Source organism: Hymenobacter rubidus (assembly GCF_016734815.1).
GTDB lineage: Bacteria > Bacteroidota > Bacteroidia > Cytophagales > Hymenobacteraceae > Hymenobacter > Hymenobacter rubidus.
Genome location: NZ_JAERQF010000015.1, coordinates 78945 through 94477 on the forward strand (window position 1 = coordinate 78945; position 15533 = coordinate 94477).

Annotated in this window: 11 protein-coding genes; 2 read left to right on the forward strand and 9 right to left on the reverse strand. The window is 61.4% G+C overall.

What is annotated here, in order from left to right; translation table 11 throughout:
- Positions 1-34 precede the first annotated feature (34 nt).
- A complete protein-coding gene (locus JKL48_RS12210; RefSeq protein WP_201982751.1) occupies positions 35-445 on the forward strand; it encodes a hypothetical protein in 411 nt (136 codons plus the stop codon).
- Between the two features lie 25 nt (positions 446-470).
- Here JKL48_RS12210 and JKL48_RS12215 read toward each other — a convergent pair whose 3' ends face one another.
- A complete protein-coding gene (locus tag JKL48_RS12215) occupies positions 471-713 on the reverse strand; it encodes a hypothetical protein (protein WP_201982752.1) in 243 nt (80 codons plus the stop codon).
- 232 nt (positions 714-945) lie between these two features.
- Between JKL48_RS12215 and JKL48_RS12220 the strand changes: the two genes are divergently transcribed.
- Positions 946-1962 carry an alpha/beta hydrolase gene (locus JKL48_RS12220; protein WP_236668753.1) on the forward strand — a complete coding sequence of 339 codons (1017 nt, stop codon included), beginning with the start codon at positions 946-948 and terminating at the stop codon, positions 1960-1962.
- 240 nt (positions 1963-2202) lie between these two features.
- On the opposite strand, the gene JKL48_RS12225 is transcribed toward JKL48_RS12220, so the two are convergent.
- The 8 genes from JKL48_RS12225 to JKL48_RS12260 form a co-directional block, all read right to left on the reverse strand.
- Positions 2203-3942 carry a T9SS type A sorting domain-containing protein gene (locus tag JKL48_RS12225; RefSeq protein ID WP_201982755.1) on the reverse strand — a complete coding sequence of 580 codons (1740 nt, stop codon included), beginning with the start codon at positions 3940-3942 and terminating at the stop codon, positions 2203-2205.
- 228 nt (positions 3943-4170) lie between these two features.
- On the reverse strand, positions 4171-5181 hold the full coding sequence (locus JKL48_RS12230) for a pectinesterase family protein (RefSeq protein ID WP_201982756.1): 1011 nt from the start codon (positions 5179-5181) through the stop codon (positions 4171-4173).
- A 149-nt stretch (positions 5182-5330) separates the two neighbouring features.
- Complete coding sequence (locus JKL48_RS12235) at positions 5331-6164, reverse strand: rhamnogalacturonan acetylesterase (protein WP_201982758.1); 834 nt, start codon at positions 6162-6164, stop codon at positions 5331-5333.
- A gap of 148 nt (positions 6165-6312) precedes the next feature.
- Complete coding sequence (locus tag JKL48_RS12240) at positions 6313-7095, reverse strand: rhamnogalacturonan acetylesterase (protein WP_201982760.1); 783 nt, start codon at positions 7093-7095, stop codon at positions 6313-6315.
- 174 nt (positions 7096-7269) lie between these two features.
- Complete coding sequence (locus JKL48_RS12245; RefSeq protein ID WP_201982762.1) at positions 7270-9981, reverse strand: glycoside hydrolase family 3 C-terminal domain-containing protein; 2712 nt, start codon at positions 9979-9981, stop codon at positions 7270-7272.
- A gap of 85 nt (positions 9982-10066) precedes the next feature.
- The gene (locus JKL48_RS12250) at positions 10067-10996 is read right to left on the reverse strand and encodes an alpha/beta hydrolase (protein ID WP_201982763.1); all 930 of its coding nucleotides are present in this window, start codon (positions 10994-10996) and stop codon (positions 10067-10069) included.
- Positions 10997-11011: 15 nt separating this feature from the next.
- The gene (locus tag JKL48_RS12255) at positions 11012-13537 is read right to left on the reverse strand and encodes a glycoside hydrolase family 95 protein (RefSeq protein ID WP_236668754.1); all 2526 of its coding nucleotides are present in this window, start codon (positions 13535-13537) and stop codon (positions 11012-11014) included.
- Positions 13538-13694: 157 nt separating this feature from the next.
- Positions 13695-15527, reverse strand: coding sequence for a RagB/SusD family nutrient uptake outer membrane protein (locus tag JKL48_RS12260; protein ID WP_201982766.1), 1833 nt, complete (start codon positions 15525-15527; stop codon positions 13695-13697).
- Positions 15528-15533 lie beyond the last annotated feature (6 nt).

Sequence of the window (15533 nt, forward strand, 5' to 3'; positions counted from 1 at the left end):
TCTTCGGGGCTCATTCTTATTGCCCGTTGCGTTTATGACCACCCAAAAATCTGCGTTCGAATTGCTCGTTGAAGCCTTTGAGTCTGCTTCTGCGGAAGAGTTCAGGCTCAAAAGCGCCCATGTTCAGGCGCCGGTTTATGAATTGGAAGAAGGGTTTGTCACCTTGGATTCGGTTGAGGTTTTTAAAGCACGATTGGCAGAACACGAAGCTTTTCAGCAGGCAAGCGCCCGGGCAGAAGAAGAATGGCACGCCGCCAGAGCTGCCTTGGATGCGTGGTTTCCGGCGCCGGTTGTGGCGGCATTGGACCGGGGTGTTGCGCTGATTGCGCCGGCTGCCGAGGGCATGATTGCGCTGGTTAAGCACAACGATGCCTACATTATCGAGCGGGCTCCGAACCAGGAAGAAGCATTGAACAAGATTGAACGATTCCTAAACCAATTTTAAACAGCCCGGATGTTCGATGGGCTATTTAGTGGGTTCGGCTGGCCGGTGGGGAAGGTGTACGGGGGCCGAGCGTGCGACCGATTTTAGTCGGATTCACAAAAGGAACCGGGCCGTGGACCGGGGATGCCTTGGCATCGACGGCCACAACCGAATCGGTTGGCATGGGGTGGTCGCCGGTAATGAGCTGGTTGTTTGTGGCGGGGGAGCTGTTGCAGGCTCCAAGGGCGCCGCCCATGACGAACAGCAGGGCGACAAGGAAATACTTCATGAATAGGAGCGAAAGTGCCTTCCTTCAACGGGCGCTCAGACGTAGGGTTGAGAGCTGTGTAGCGCGCATCACCAATACCAAGGCTTATTTAGGGGCCTTGTGTACCTCCCTACCCTAAAGACAATCCCTCCACGCAGTGCTGTCACAAGGTTTGGGCATACTCCGTTGCAGCTTGAAGACTGCCTTCGCCCTCTTTCATTAAGGCATTAAGGTTGTCACCGCCTATTTTTATATGATGAATTTACCCTCTTTACGGGCCTGGACGCGTTGGCTGGCAGGCATCGTCACGCTCCTGCTACTGCTAGTGGCCACGCACCCGGCAGTAGCGCAGCAGCCAGCAGTGCCCCGCGACACCTCGTTCACGACGTACAGTGCTTTTGTTAAAGCCCGGAAGAAGTATCCGGCCATCAGCATTGCCCGGCCCGCGGTGCCGGCCACTATTCAGGCAAAGACCAATGTGACCTACTGCTCGCTGAATGGGCGCGACCTGCAGCTGGATATTTTCTATCCGGCGGCCAAGCGCCGCAAAGGCTACCCGGCGGTGCTGCTGGTGTACGGCGGCGGGTGGCGCTCCGGCAACCGGTCGCAGCACGTGCCCATGGCGCAGCAGCTCGCCGCCAAAGGCTACGTGACCATGACGGCCGAATACCGACTCTCAACCGAAGCCCTGTACCCGGCGGCGCTACACGACCTGAAGGCCGCCATCCGGTGGCTGCGGGCCAACGCCAAGGCTTTCCCCGTCGATACCACTAAAATTGCGGTGTGGGGCTTCTCGGCGGGTGGCCAGCTGGCCACCTTGCTGGGCACCACCAACAACAACCCGGCTTTTGAAGCCAAAACCAGCTACGCCAGCCATTCCAGCAGTGTGCAGGCCATGGTTGATGTGGATGGTACGCTGGCTTTTATTCACCCCGAATCGGGGGAGGGCGACGATAGCAAGGGGCCGTCGGCCGCGACGTACTGGTTGGGTGTTTCTAAAACGCAGAACCCGGAACTATGGCAGCAGGCCGGCGCGCTAAACCACGTTTCGGCCCAAACGCCACCCATTCTGTTCATCAATAGCTCCGTGGACCGTATGCACGCCGGGCGCGACGACATGACCAAAAAGCTGGACGAATTTCACATCTACCACGAAATGCACGCTTTTCCGGATTCGCCCCATGCGTTCCCCTTGTTCAACCCGTGGTTTGAGCCCACGCTGAACTACACCGCCGCGTTTCTGGACCGCGTTTTCAAGCAAAAGCGGTAGCGCAATAGCTGCGCAAGTGGGAAAAATTATTGCAAGGAAAGAACGTCATGCTGAGCGCAGCCGAAGCATCTCTACCGCGCCATTTGTCCTGCTGACGAAGGAAGCATCTTCTCCCGTTTTATCGATTCATTTCGGCGTGAGAAGGTCCTTCGCTCAGCTCAGGATGACAGACGAAGCGGTAGAGATGCTTCGACAAGCCCAGCATGACGTTCTATGAACTTTGTGCAGATGTCTGGGTAGCTATTCCTTAGTGAATTTGGTCGTTAGTGTCTCGTGGGTGCTGGTGAAGCGCACCACGTATTGGCCGGCGGCTAGAGCTGAGAGGGCCAGGCGGGTAGCGGTGCTGCCGGGGGCCACGGCCACGGTGACTACCTGCCGGCCATCGACGGCAAAGAGCGTGATGCTGGCCGAGCTGCTGGCTACGGGGTGCGTCACGGTGAGGCCGTTCTGGCTGGGGTTGGGATAGGCTTGCAAGGGCAGCTGTGCGGTGCCGTTCCGGCTTGCCAGCACCGTGGTAGTGGCCAGGCCGTTCAGGTAGTTTTCCAGCATGGTGTAGCCGCTGGTGCTCACGGTGTTGCGGTCGGCGGCGTTGTTTGGGTTGAGGCCCTGGCTGAGCTCCCAGGCGTCGGGCATGCCGTCGTGGTCGGTGTCGGTGGGGGCGGTGCCGCTGGCGTAGGCAGGCCAGCCGCCCACGTCGGTTTGCGTGTCGATAATGCCCTGGTTCAGGCCGTAGGTGGTGGAGCCGGCGGGGCTGCTGCCGGTGGCGGTGCCGCTGCGGGTTTCGCTCACAATGCGGGCATCCACGGCATCGCGCACGGGCGCAATGGCCCCCGCGCCGGCCAGCACCGACAAGTAAGCGTTCTGGGCCGTTTCGGTCACGATGGGCGCCAGATTGGGCGTGACGGCCAGCTGCCGGAACTGGCTCATGGCCGTGGCGGGGTAGTTGTGCAGCCGGATGCCGTTGTTCCAGTTATCGAGCGTCACGGCGGGGTAGTTGTTCACGTAGTTGCCGTTGGCGTACACCGTGGCCACCGGCTTGTTGGGGTTGGCCGCATCGTAAGCTTCGGTGATGTCGAAGATGACGCTGGCCCGCGAGGCTGGCGTGGCGGGGCCGCCTTTGTAGTAGTTATTCACCAGGTTGAGCTGGCCCGAGCCGCCGTTGATTTCAATCTCGTTGCCGTAGGCGGCGTTGGTGTTGCCCCAGTTGTAAATCACGTTGTTGCGGTAGTCCACCACGGCCGTGGTGTCGTGGGCCCGGGCGCCGTTGAAGCGAATGGCCCGGCTGTGGTGGTGCGCCACCAGGTTGTGGTGATAGGAGGCGTACTGCCCGCCCCACACGCCGGCGTAGCCGTGGTCGCCTTTGGAATTGTAGGAAGAATTCAGGCTTTCGCTGATGATGCACCACTGCACGGTGGAGTACTTGTTGTCGTAGAACGTGGCCGCTTCTTCAATGGACCAGCTAAACGAGCAATGGTCGACGATGAAGTTGCGGCAGTTTTCCATGTCCATGCCGTACACTGGCGGCAGGTTCGACCCCGAGATGTCGCCTGGCCGGGAGCGCATGTAGCGCACGATGACGTTGTTGCCAAAAATCTTGAAAGTGCTGCGCTTCATGCAAATGCCATCGCCGGGCGCCGTTTGGCCGGCCACCGTCACGTTGGAGCGAGTGGGCCGGAGCGGCGTCAGCAAGTCGATGATGCCGCCCACCCGAAACACGATGGTGATGGGCTGGCCGGGGTACTGGTTGAAGGCATCGCGGAAGCTGCCCGCCCCGGAGTCGTTCAGGTTGGTGACTTCCACCACCTGCCCGCCCCGGCCACCCGAGGCATTTTTGCCGAAGCCCTCGGCTCCCGGGAAGGCCGCTAATTGAGCATTGGCGGTTCCGGCAGCCAGCGCCACGAAGGCCCCGGCAATAGCGAGCGGACGAATAAATCGACCTCGGACGACCGAGGCGCACAAGCGTTTTGTAAAAGTGAGCATGACGAGTGGGTTTTGGAAAAGAAAAAAATGAATGAAGCTGCTGAAGAATGTGCTGGGTAGCACGGGTAGTTGATGGAGTTGGTGAGTCACTTTTCAGGCGTCTGTCATCCCGAGCAGTGCGAAGGACCTTCTCCTTTTTGAGTCGATTGAGTTACTGCAAGCTGTTCGTCGGTGAGAAGGTCTTTCGCGCTGCTCAGGATGACAGAGCTGCGCTACTGAAGTGCGGGCTTATTTCCGGGTTGGCTCCCAGGCAATGGGGCCGGTAAAAATGGTCTTGAGGGTGTACTGCCGGGCTTCTTTGGCCGTGAGCTGGTGGGACCATTTCACCCGGCCGTTGGGGTTGGCGCCGGGGCCGGTGCTGCCAAATTCGGCGTAGTACGCGGTGGCTTCGTTGCTGACCTTGCCCCAGTTTTCCCAGCCTTCGGGCCGGATGTGGGCGCCCATTTCGGTGTTGAGAAACACCGTGCGGGCATTGGGGCGCCAGGGCCGGCCGAGGTACACTTTGGTGGCTTCGGGGCCCGCCGTGAGCTGGCAGCTCAGAAACACCAGCCCAAACGGCTGCCGGGGCCATGTGGAGGCCGCCGTGATGTAGGAATTGGTTTTGCTGAAAATGGTGCAGTGCTCGAACACGGCCGTGCTGGAGCCAAAAATGAAATCCGTCGTGCCTTCGATGTAGCAGTCCTGGTAGTACTGCCGGCTGTTTTCGACGGCCAGAAACAGCGTGTCCTGGTTGCCCAGCATGCGGCAGTGGCGAAAGGTGGCGCGGTCGCCCTCCACGTGCAGGGCCACGGCCTGCCCCACGCGCCCCGCCGAGTTTTCGAAGGTGATGTTTTCGGCCGCAAAATCGTTGCCCTGCACGCGCACCGTGGCCGAGGTGTAGGTGCTGTGCTTTTCAGCATCGCCGGAATAGTCGCCGAAGGTGATGACGACGCCCTCCCGGCTTTCGCCCAGCAGCGTGAGGTTGGTTTTCTGCGATGGAATCAGTAGTTTTTCCTTGTAGGTGCCGTTTTTGATGAAAATGGTGGCCGGCACCTGCATGAAGTCGCGCACGGCCATCACGGCTTCCTGAATGGTGCGGTAGTCGCCGGAGCCGTCGGGGGCCACGGTCAGGCGCACGGGCACCAGGAAGGTTTCAATCTTGGCCGGGGCCTTGGCGGGGGCAGCCGGTGGCGCCACCTGCGCGTGCACGACGGAAGCAGCCAGCAGGCAGCCGACAAGGAAAAGGGTGCGAAGAAGCATTAGCAGGTTGAGTTGGGAAATGAGCAGGAAAAGGTTTTAGGCCGTCATGCAGAACGCAGCGAAGCATCTCGCCCAAGGTAATCACACAATCGATTGTTTTAATTAAGCACGCGAGATACTTCGCGTTGCTCTGCGTGACGTTTTTTATTTCACGGCGTGGTGGGTTGGGCGTCTTTGCCGGTGGCCGCGGGCGGCACCGCGTTTTTGGCGGTGGGCTTGGCTAGGCGCTCCGAGAGCAGCGGCAGCTTTTGGGCAATGACCTGGCTCACGGCCAACTGGGCCATTTTGCGGGCGCCCAGCTCGCTGAAGTGGGTGTTGTCGTTCTTGCCGTAAGGGTAATTGGGGTGGTCGCCGGGGGCCAGCTGCAGAAAAAGCAGCTTGCTGTTTTCTTCGCCAAATTGCTGCACCAGGTCGCGGCTCATTTTGTCGAGGTCGATGAGCGGCACTTTGTATTGGGCGGCTACTTCGGTGGTCACTTTTGAATAGGCCGCGTGGGTTTCTTTAATGTGGCCTTCCTTGTCGAACTGGCGGCGCGTGATGGGTGTGAGCAGCACCGGGTTGCCCTTTTTACTGCGCGTTTCAGTCACGAACTTGACGAGGTTCTTGCGGTAGTCTTCCGGCGGGGTGTAGCGGTCGGGGTAGTTCTCGGCTTCGTCGTTGTGGCCGAATTGGATGAACACATAGTCGCCCTCCTTCAAGGCATCCACCACGGGCTGCCAGCGGTTTTCGGCCAGGAAGGTGCGGGTGCTGCGCCCGTTCTGGGCGCGGTTGTCCACGGTTACTTGCGCCGTGTCGAAAAAGGTGACCAGCGGCATGCCCCAGCCGGTTTCGGGGAACACCTGCCGCACCTTGTTGGCCATCGTGGAATCGCCAATCATGTAAAGCTTAATCTTGCGCGGAGCGGGGGCGGCGAAGGCCGTTAGCAGTAGCAGCATGAAGCTTAGCAGCGCGTAATTCCGGATGGTGGGCGGGAGTGTTTTCATGAATGAAAGGAGACATTAGGTGCATAAAACCAGAACGTCATGCAGAGCGCAGCGAAGCATCTTTACCGCGTGAGCATATCATTTACTACAGAGGTAAAGATGCTTCGCTGCGCTCTGCATGACGTTCTGATTCAGTTATTATAAGCAGCTACCGGGCCTGCGGGTCCACGGTTTTGGCGGCGGCGCGCTGCACAATGCGGTTGGCCAGCTCCAGCTTGAGGGCGCGGATGTCGGCCAGCACGATTTGGGCCATCTTGCGGGCGCCCAGCTCGTTGAAGTGGGTGTTGTCTTCTTTGCCGTCGGGGTAGTTGGGGTGTTCGCCGGGCACTACCTGGTTGAAGAGCAGCTTGGAGTTCTCCACGCCGTATTGCTGGAGCAGGGCCTGGCTTTCGCGGTCGAGGTCGATGAGTGGCACCTGCTGCTCACGGGCCGTGACACGCACGATTTCGGAGTACACGTTGTGCGTGCCTTCCACTTTGCCAGTGGCATCAAACTTGCGCCGGGCCACCGGCGTGATGAGCACCGGCTGGGCCTTTTTGGCGCGGGTTTCGGTGATGAAGCGGACGAGATAATTCTTGTAATCGGCTTCCGGCGTGTAGCTTTTCTTGGTCGGCACCTCGTCGTTGTGGCCAAACTGAATAAACACGTAGTCGCCTTCCTTCAGGCCATTGGCTACCGGCTGCCAGCGGTTTTCGGCCACGAAGCTTTTGGTGCTGCGGCCGTTCTGGGCGCGGTTATCCACGGTCACCGTCTCGTCAAAAAAGTACACGAAGGGCATGCCCCAGCCCGTTTCCGGGTAGGCCTTTACCTCTTTTATCGACATCGTGGAATCCCCGATGAGGTAGACGGTGATTTTTTTGGGTGGCGAGCTGAAGGCCGCGAGCAACAGCAGGCCCAGCGCGGCAGCGGTTTTAAGCAGGGAATGACGCATCGGAGTGGGAACGAATGGTGAATAGGCGCAAATAACGGAGCACTGCTGGCGGTTTTTGATGAAGTAGGTGGACAGTAGCGCGGACTTTGTAGTTCGCGTCCCCGCGCCGGTAAAATCGTCTGGGTTTCCGCCGGTGGCGCGAACTACAAAGTCCGCGCTACAACCAGTATTGCCCTAGTCGATAGCCACACTGCCGCCCGTCAATGTCAGCTCTCCTTTCAGCACGCGGCCGTTGGCCACCGCCTGCGTGAGGGGCTGGCCGCCACCAGCGAATACGTGCACTTTGCCGGGCAGCTCGGCCCGTTGCGCTTGGGCGTTGAGCTGCGAAAGCTGGCGGGGCGTGAGCGTGAATTGCACGGTTTTCTTCTCCCCGGCCTTGAGGGCCACCCGCTGAAAACCTTCCAGGGCGTGCAGCGCCGTGCGGCCTTTCACGTCGGGGTGGCGCACGTAGAGCTGGGCTACTTCGTCGCCGGCGCGCTGGCCGGTGTTCTGAATTTCCACGCTCACGGTTACCGGTTGGCCGGTTTGGGTGGTGGCGGGCATTTTCAGGTTACTGTACTTAAAGGTGGAATAGCTCTGGCCGTGGCCGAAGGGGTAGAGCGGCGTGTCCTTGAAATAGCGGTAGGTGCGGCCGGCCATGTCGTAGTTATCGAAGGCTGGCAGCTGGCTTTCCGACTTGTAGAACGTCACCGGCAGGCGGCCCGAGGGGTTGTAGTCGCCAAACAGCACATCGGCCAGGGCTGTGCCGGTGGCCTGCCCGCCATACCAGGTATTTACAATGGCCGGCAGGTTGGCCGCCTCCCAGGTGCAGCCGATGGCGCTGCCCGTCATCATCACAAACACCACCGGCTTGCCCGTGGCGTGCAGCAGCTTCAGCAGGTCGGTTTGGGCTTTGGGCAGGGCAATGCTGGTGCGGTCGCCGCCGTTGAAGCCTTCGATGTCCACCTTCATTTCCTCGCCTTCGAGGCGCGGCGAAATCCCGCCCACAAAGATGATGGCATCGGCCTCTTTGGCCTGGGCCAGCACGCGCTGCTGGTCCAGCGGGAGCACCCGTGCCCCGCCGAATTTTAAGATGGACCGCCCCGTGTTCTGGAAATACTCCAGCTTGAGATTCACCTTCTTACCTGCCTCGACCTTGAACGCGTACTGGCTATTGGAGGAGTTTTGGGTCGTCCATTTGTCCACCACCAGCTTGTCGTCGACGAACAGACGGTAGCCGTCGTCGCCGTTTATCTGCAAGGCCACTTCTTCGGTTTTGTCGGGCGTGAAGGTGGTGAGGTAGCGGGCCGACACATTCTCCGACCGCACTCCTGGCACAATTTCCTGTTCGGGGTCGGCGATGTTGCGGTTCAGCCGCGCTTCCTGCACGCTGGCAATGGGCTGGCCTTCCAGGTTCGTGCCTTTGAAGTACTGGGCCTGAAAGCCCGGTTTGCCGTCGTAGGACAGGTGTTTGTTGATATCGAAGGACTCGTAGACGGTGCTGCTGGCGTAGTCGATACCTTGCGTGTAGGTCACCTCCGTGCCCGGCCCCACCTTGGCCCGGATGCCTTCGAGCGGCGTCACGTTGTTGGTCGGAAACCCGTTGTAGTTGCCGAGCTGCACGGCGTCGTTGTCGGCGTTCGGGCCAAACACGGCTATTTTCTTCAGGTCTTTGCGCAGCGGGAGCGTATTGCGCTCATTCTTCAGCAACACTATCGACTCCTGCGCCATCTTGAGGGCGTGGGCCTGGTGGGGGGCGCTTTCCACCACGCTCATCGGAATCTGGGCGTACTTCACGCGCTCTACCGGGTCGAACATGCCCAGCTGGAAACGGATTTTAAACAGCCGCTTCACCGATACGTCAATCTGCTGCTCAGTCAGCAGCCCCCGCTTCACCGCTTCCTGCAAGGAGGTGTAGGTAAACGACTTGCCGTTGGCGCATTCCAGGTCGGTGCCGTGCAGCACGCCGGTCGCGGCGGCCGTGGGCGCGTCGGGGTCGGTTTTGTGAGTGCGGTAGAAGTCGTGAATGCCGCCGCAGTCGGACGTGGCATAGCCCACAAACTTCCATTTCTTGTACAGAATTTCGGTCATCAGCTTATCGCTGCCGCAGCAGGGCTGGCCCTCGTAGGCGTTGTAGGCGCACATCACGCTGGCCACCTTGGCATCCACAATCAGGTCGCGGAAAGCCGGCAGGTAGGTGTCCCACAAATCGTAGTCGCTGATTTTGGCATCGAATACGTGGCGCGACGGCTCGGGGCCGCTGTGCACGGCGAAGTGCTTGGCGCAGGCCGTTATTTTGTAGTACTTCGGGTCGTCGCCCTGAAAGCCCTTCACCAGTGCCATGCCCAGCTGGCCGGTCAGGTAGGGGTCTTCGCCGTAAGTTTCCTGGCCGCGCCCCCAGCGCGGGTCGCGGAAGATGTTGATGTTGGGCGTCCAGAACGTGAGGCCCGTGTAGCGGCCCCGCTCGCCGCGCCGCTCGTACTCCTGGTGAATGGCCCGCGCTTCGTCGGCTGTCATGGTGGCCATCGTCAGCAGGGCGTCTTTATCAAAGGTGGCGGCCATGCCAATGGCCTGCGGAAAAACCGTGGTTTTCATGCTGGTGCGGGCCACGCCGTGCAGGGCCTCGTTCCACCAGTTGTAGCCCGGAACTCCCAGCCGGTCGATGGGCGGTGAAGTGTTCAGCATCTGCGAAATTTTCTCGGGCAGGGTCAGGCGGCCTACTAGGTCATTCACGCGCTGGTCGATGTCCAGGTCCGGGTTACGGAAAGGCAGGTTGGCGGGGTTTTCGGCCGCAACGGCCGGCGTGCTGGCAGGCGGGGCACTGGCGGTAGCAGCCTGCTGGGCGTGTTGGCCGGAGGCGCAACTCGTCAGAATGGCCAGGGAGAGAGCTAGTCGAATGTTGTTCATTGGGGGTGAAAAGAGGGCGGCTTTAGCAGAAATAGCGGTTGGGGTTGGGCAAATTGCAGGAGGGCGCGTGGCCGGCGGGGAAGTATTAGTTGGGCTGTTTTTTCTCGTTCATAAAACCCATTTCCAGCAGCCAGGCCTCGCACAGCGCAGTCCACTGGTTGGCCGAGCCAGGGTTGTTGCGCACGGCGATGGCATGCGCGCCCTGCGGGAAAATGTGCAGCGAGCCAGGCACGTTGTGCTCCACCAGCGCCTGGTAGAACAGTAGGCTGTTTCGCTGATTCACGGTAGGGTCGTTGTAGGCGTGAGCCAGGAAGGTGGGCGGCGTGGCGGCCGTCACGTGCAGCTCGTTCGAGAATTTTGCCACCAGCTCCGGCGGCGCGTTCTCGCCCAGCAGCGCGTTGCGGCTGCCCACGTGCGCGTATTGCCCCAGCGTGATAACCGGCGAAACCAGCACCATGAAATTGGGCGCGAAAGGCTGCTTGTCCAGCGAATCGCCGATAGCCGACACGTCTTCCGGGTGGGTGCCCAGCGTGGCGGCCAAATGCCCGCCTGCTGAGGAACCCATGATGCCGATGCGGCTCCGGTCCAGCTTCCAGTTGCCCGCATTGGCCCGAATCAGGCGCATGGCGCGCTGGGCGTCCTGTTCGGGACCGATGCTGCGCTCCTTCAAATCGGGCGAGTTGGGCAGGCGGTAGTTGAGCACGAAGGCCGTGACGCCAATGGTGTTGAACCACTTGGCCAGCTGCGTGCCGCCCACCAGGTACGTTAATTTCTGGTAGCCGCCCGGCGGGCAAATGAGTACGGCACAGCCCTTGTTTTCCTCTTTCGAGGTGAAGAAGGCGTACATGCCCGGCGTACCTACCTGAGTAATTCGTTCGTTCTCAATCTTGTCTTCCAGCTTCATGCCCTTGGAGTTGGGCATCTTCTTCTTGGGCCACAGCGGCAGGAATTCCTGGGCCATCACGGGCCGGAAACTCAGGCTCAGCAAGCAGAAAAGGAGGAGGCGAAGCGGCATAGCTGGCACTGGCGCTTATTGCGCCGTTAGGTCGTAGGACTGCCCGGCCTGGGTGGCCAAATCGTAGAGCGTGGAAGCGGCCAGCTTAGGTTTGGCAGCGGTGGTTTTGGCCGAAATGAGCGGCGCTTTCACGGGCAGAATTTGGTAGAACGGGTTGGGATTGTCGCCCTGCGCGGCCGTGAGCCGGGTTTTGCCGGTGGCTTTGAGGGGGCTGTGCAGGCGCACCCGGCAGTTGCCGCCGAGGCGGGAGGTGATGTGCAGGCGGGTGACGCGGCCTTGGTCCCAGGCCAGGTCCACCACGTAGCCGCCGCGGGCCACCAGGCCTTTTACTTCGCCCGTGGGCCAGGCATCGGGCAGGGCCGGCAGGATGTCGATGGCCCCGTCGTAGCTCTGCACGAATAGCTCGGCCAGGCCCGAGGTGCAGCCGAAGTTGCCGTCAATCTGGAAGGGCGGGTGGGCGTCGAGCAGGTTGGGGTAGGTGCCGCCGCCGGTGGCTTCGTTCACCTTCTCCACGGTGCCGGGCAGCAGGCGCAGCTGGTTGGTGAGCAGCTTATACGCGTGGTTGCCATCCTGCATCCGCGCCCAGAAATTCACCTTCCAGCCCATCGACCAGCCCGTGGAAATGTCGCCCCGCTCGGTGAGCGTGACGCGGGCGGCCTCGAACAATTCTGGGGTATGGTAGGGCGAAATCTGCCCGCTCGGGAACAGGCCGTAGAGGTGCGAAATGTGGCGGTGCGTGCCCCTGGGGTTGTCGAGGTCCTGCAGCCACTCCTGTACCTGCCCGTACTGGCCAATCTGCATGGGGGCCAGCCGCGCCCGCATGATGCACAGCGTATCGGCAAAGGCCTTATCGGTCCCCAGCAGCTCGGCGGCGCGGATGGTTTTGGAAAACAGGTCCGTCACCAGCTGGTTGTCCATGGTGGTGCCGGCCACGATGCTGATTTTGGTGTTGTCAACTTGGTAAGAGTTTTCGGGCGACATCGATGGACTCACCACCAGCCACTTGTGGGTGGGCTCCTCCTGTAAGGCATCCACGTAGTAGGTGGCCGCGCCCTTCAGCACGGGGTAGTATTCGCGCAGAAAAGCCTGGTCGCCGGTGAACTGGTAATGGTCCCAGAGGTGCTGTGAGAGCCAGGCCCCGCCCATCGGCCAGAGGCCGTAGTTGGGCTTATCCACCTGCCCGGTGATGCGCCAGATGTCGGTGTTGTGATGCATCACCCAGCCGCGGGCGCCGTACATGGTGCGCGCGCTCTGCTGGCCGGTTACGCTCAGGTCTTTGAGCATGCTGAACAGCGGCTGGTGCATCTCGGTCAGGTTGGTGGGCTCGGCGGGCCAGTAGTTCATTTCCGTGTTGATGTTCACGGTATACTTGCTGTCCCAGGGGCCTTTCAGCTTGTCGTTCCAGATGCCTTGCAGGTTGGCCGGCTGCCCGCCCGGCTGCGAGCAGCTGATGAGCAGGTAACGGCCGTACTGGAAGTATAGCGCCGCCAGGGCGGGGTCCTGGCCGTTGGCGAAGTTGGCCAGGCGCACGTCGGTGGGCTTTTGGGCGGCGGTTGTCACGCCCAGGCTCAGGCTCACGCGGTTGAAATAGTGCTGGTAGGCCGCCACGTGCGCCGCCCGGGCGGGCTCGTAGGGCTTGCCCACGGCCTGGGCCAGGTAGGCGCTGGCCCGCTGGGCGGCATCGCCGCTCACGTCGTGGTAGTTGATGAAATTGGTGCCGATGGAAATGTAGAGCGTGGCGCTGGTGGCGTGCTCGATGCGCAGGCCCTGCGGCTCGGCTAGCACCTTGCCGCCCTCGGCCACCACTTGCACGCGGGTCTGGAACTTGATTTGGCCGGGCTGGCCTTCGTGCTCGTTGCCGCTACCGTCCAGAATGAGCTGGTTGTTCTCGGTGCGCAGGGTGGATTTCACCAGCGTTTCTTCGCTAAGCTGGCAGTCGATGTGGCCCGGCTTGCTGGCCGTGAGGCGCACCACCATCACTTGGTCGGGCAGCGAGCTGAACATTTCGCGCTGGTAGCGCACGCCGTCCAGCTGGTAGCTCACCGAGGCCACGGCGCGGCGAATGTCCAGGTCGCGGTAGTAGCTGGTGGCTTTTTCGTGGCCGGGGAAGGTGAGGTAAAGGTTGGCGGCCATCTGGTAGGGCATGCCGCTGTTGCCTTGCGGCAGCATCTTTTCCTGGGCTAGGGCCTGGGCTTCCACCTGCTGGCCGGCTTTCAGTTGCTCGCGCAGCTGCCGGATGACGGGCAGCGCATCGGGTTTCACGTTGTTGTTCGGGCCGCCGGCCCAGATGGTCGACTCGTTCAGCTGTAGCCGCTCGCGCTCGGGCGTGCCGAAGACCATCGCGCCCAGCCGGCCGTTGCCGACGGGCAGGGCCTCGTTCCAGTTGGCGGCCGGGTGGTCGTACCAGAGCTTGAGCGGCGTGACCGGCGTGACCGTGGCAGCGCTAGGCAAGGCTGCTACCGAAGCCAATAGGGCCAGGCCGACGCCCAAGCTGACGGATAGGCGGTTGAATGCTTTGAGGCGCATGGGCATTGCTTTCATCAGCAAGGAAGGGTACTTGAGAAGTCAGGGGCACTGTAAACAACGGTGGGCAACCCCGCCCGATGCTCACTCACAAAGCACCGAGTTGGAGTTGCCCGAACAGGCTGCATTTGGACTCCCACCCGAATGCAGTGAGCTGTTCATGTCGTGTCCGGCTTTAGTAGCCGAAGTTTTGCTTCAGTCCCGGGCTGGTATCCAGGATGCTTTGGGAATAAGGAAACAACTCATCTCCTGTGTTGGGCACGTAGAAGGTGGCCACCCCATCGGCCGTGCTCTGGTTGACGGCCGCGCGCCAGCTCACGCGCTTGGCCGCGTAGACGACCCCGCCCGTCGTGACGTTGAACGTTGTGGCCGTGCTCGGTGCAGGGCGGTACAGCGAGCGGGCATAGCGCAAATCCTCAGTGCCAATGGTGTACTCGTACAGGTACTGCGGCACGTTGGCGTAGGGCCCGGTGCCCGCACCGAAGGCCAGCAGGTTGGCTTTGGCCTCGGCAATTTTGGTAGCCAGCAGGTTCCAACGAATCAGGTCGTATTTGCGGATGCCTTCGCCCCCGAATTCCAACAGACGCTCTTTGGTGAGCGTGGTGAAGAAAGCGGCCTGGGTGCCGACCTGCGCAGCGGGCAGCGCCTGGTAGCGGCCAGCCGGGAAAGCGCGGCGGCGCACCTCCTCCAGTGCCTGCACGGCAGTGGTGCCATTGTAGGGCGCGGCGGGACCAGCCAGTTCGTTTTGGGCTTCGGCAAACATCAGCAGCACGTCGGCAAAGCGCACCACGGGCCAGTTCATGCCCAGGTTTTGGGTAGTGCCCGACAGCAGCGGCACACGCCAGTCGCGGCGCCATTTGCCGTCGTAGATGCCGTTGGCCGGTACGCTGACCAGCGTGTTCGGGGCCGCATCCACGGAGCGGTACAGCGTGCAGGTGATGTCGCGGCGTGTATCGGTCGAGTCGAAGCTGTAGAAGTACGTGGGTAGCAAGATGATGCCCCCGCCCGACTGCCCCCAGCGCGACTGCGCCGAGAAGCGGGGGCCGTTGTTGTAGCCCAGCTTGCTGTCCGACGCCGCCGAGCCGGAACCCATGGCAATTTCGAACATGATTTCGCCGTACTGCGTGTCGAATTTCAGCTCGTTGATGTTGCGCCAGATGCGCTCAAAGCTGGGGTTGAGCGTGTGATAGGTGCGGTTTTGCATCAACGTGTCGCATTCGGCGCGCGCTATTTCGTAGAACTTCAGGTAGTCGGTGGGGCGCTCCGAGGCCCCGGTTTCCGAATTGGTGCGGTAGCCGCCGCGGTAGAGCGCAACGCGCGCCCGCAACGCTTTGGCGGCCCCTTTTGTGAACCGCTCGTAGGCGTTGTAGTCGGCCTGAGTGCGCCACGGCAGGTAGCGCGAGGCCTGGGCCAGGTCGGCCAGCAGCTGGCTGTAGATGACGTTGCGGTCGGTGTTGAGCAGTATCACGTCGCCGCTGGTGGGGGTGGGGCCGAAGCGGGCCGGCACGTCGCCCCAGTGGCGGGCCAGTTCCAGGAAGTACAGCGACCGCACGCACAAGGCCTCGCCCAACATGCGGCGCAGCGTCTGCTTCTCCTGCGGGGTTCCGTTGGTGTAGAGGGCCATTTTGGGAATCTCGTCGATGCAGATGCTGGCCCGCTCCACGCCCTGGTACATGGTGGTGTACTGATTCACGATGCCGGTGGTGCCGCGCGTCATGCGGTAGCGGTTCACGTCGCGGCCGCCACCGTCGGGGGCGCCGGGGCGGTTCTGGCCCTCGTCGGTGTCGTAGCCGAAGCCCGCAAAGGCCACGCCGTAGCCACTGTCGCCGGAGAGGGGGTCGTACGCGCCAATCAGGGTGCTGTTCACGTTGGCGATGCTGCTAAACGTAGCTTCGCTGGTATAGGTCGAGGCCGGCAAAGCGTCGAGATAGTCTTTGCAGGAAAACGTGCCGAAGAGGCAGGCTGCTACGGCCACAGCCAGGGCCGGACGAAGAATAAAACGTTTCATGGTCAA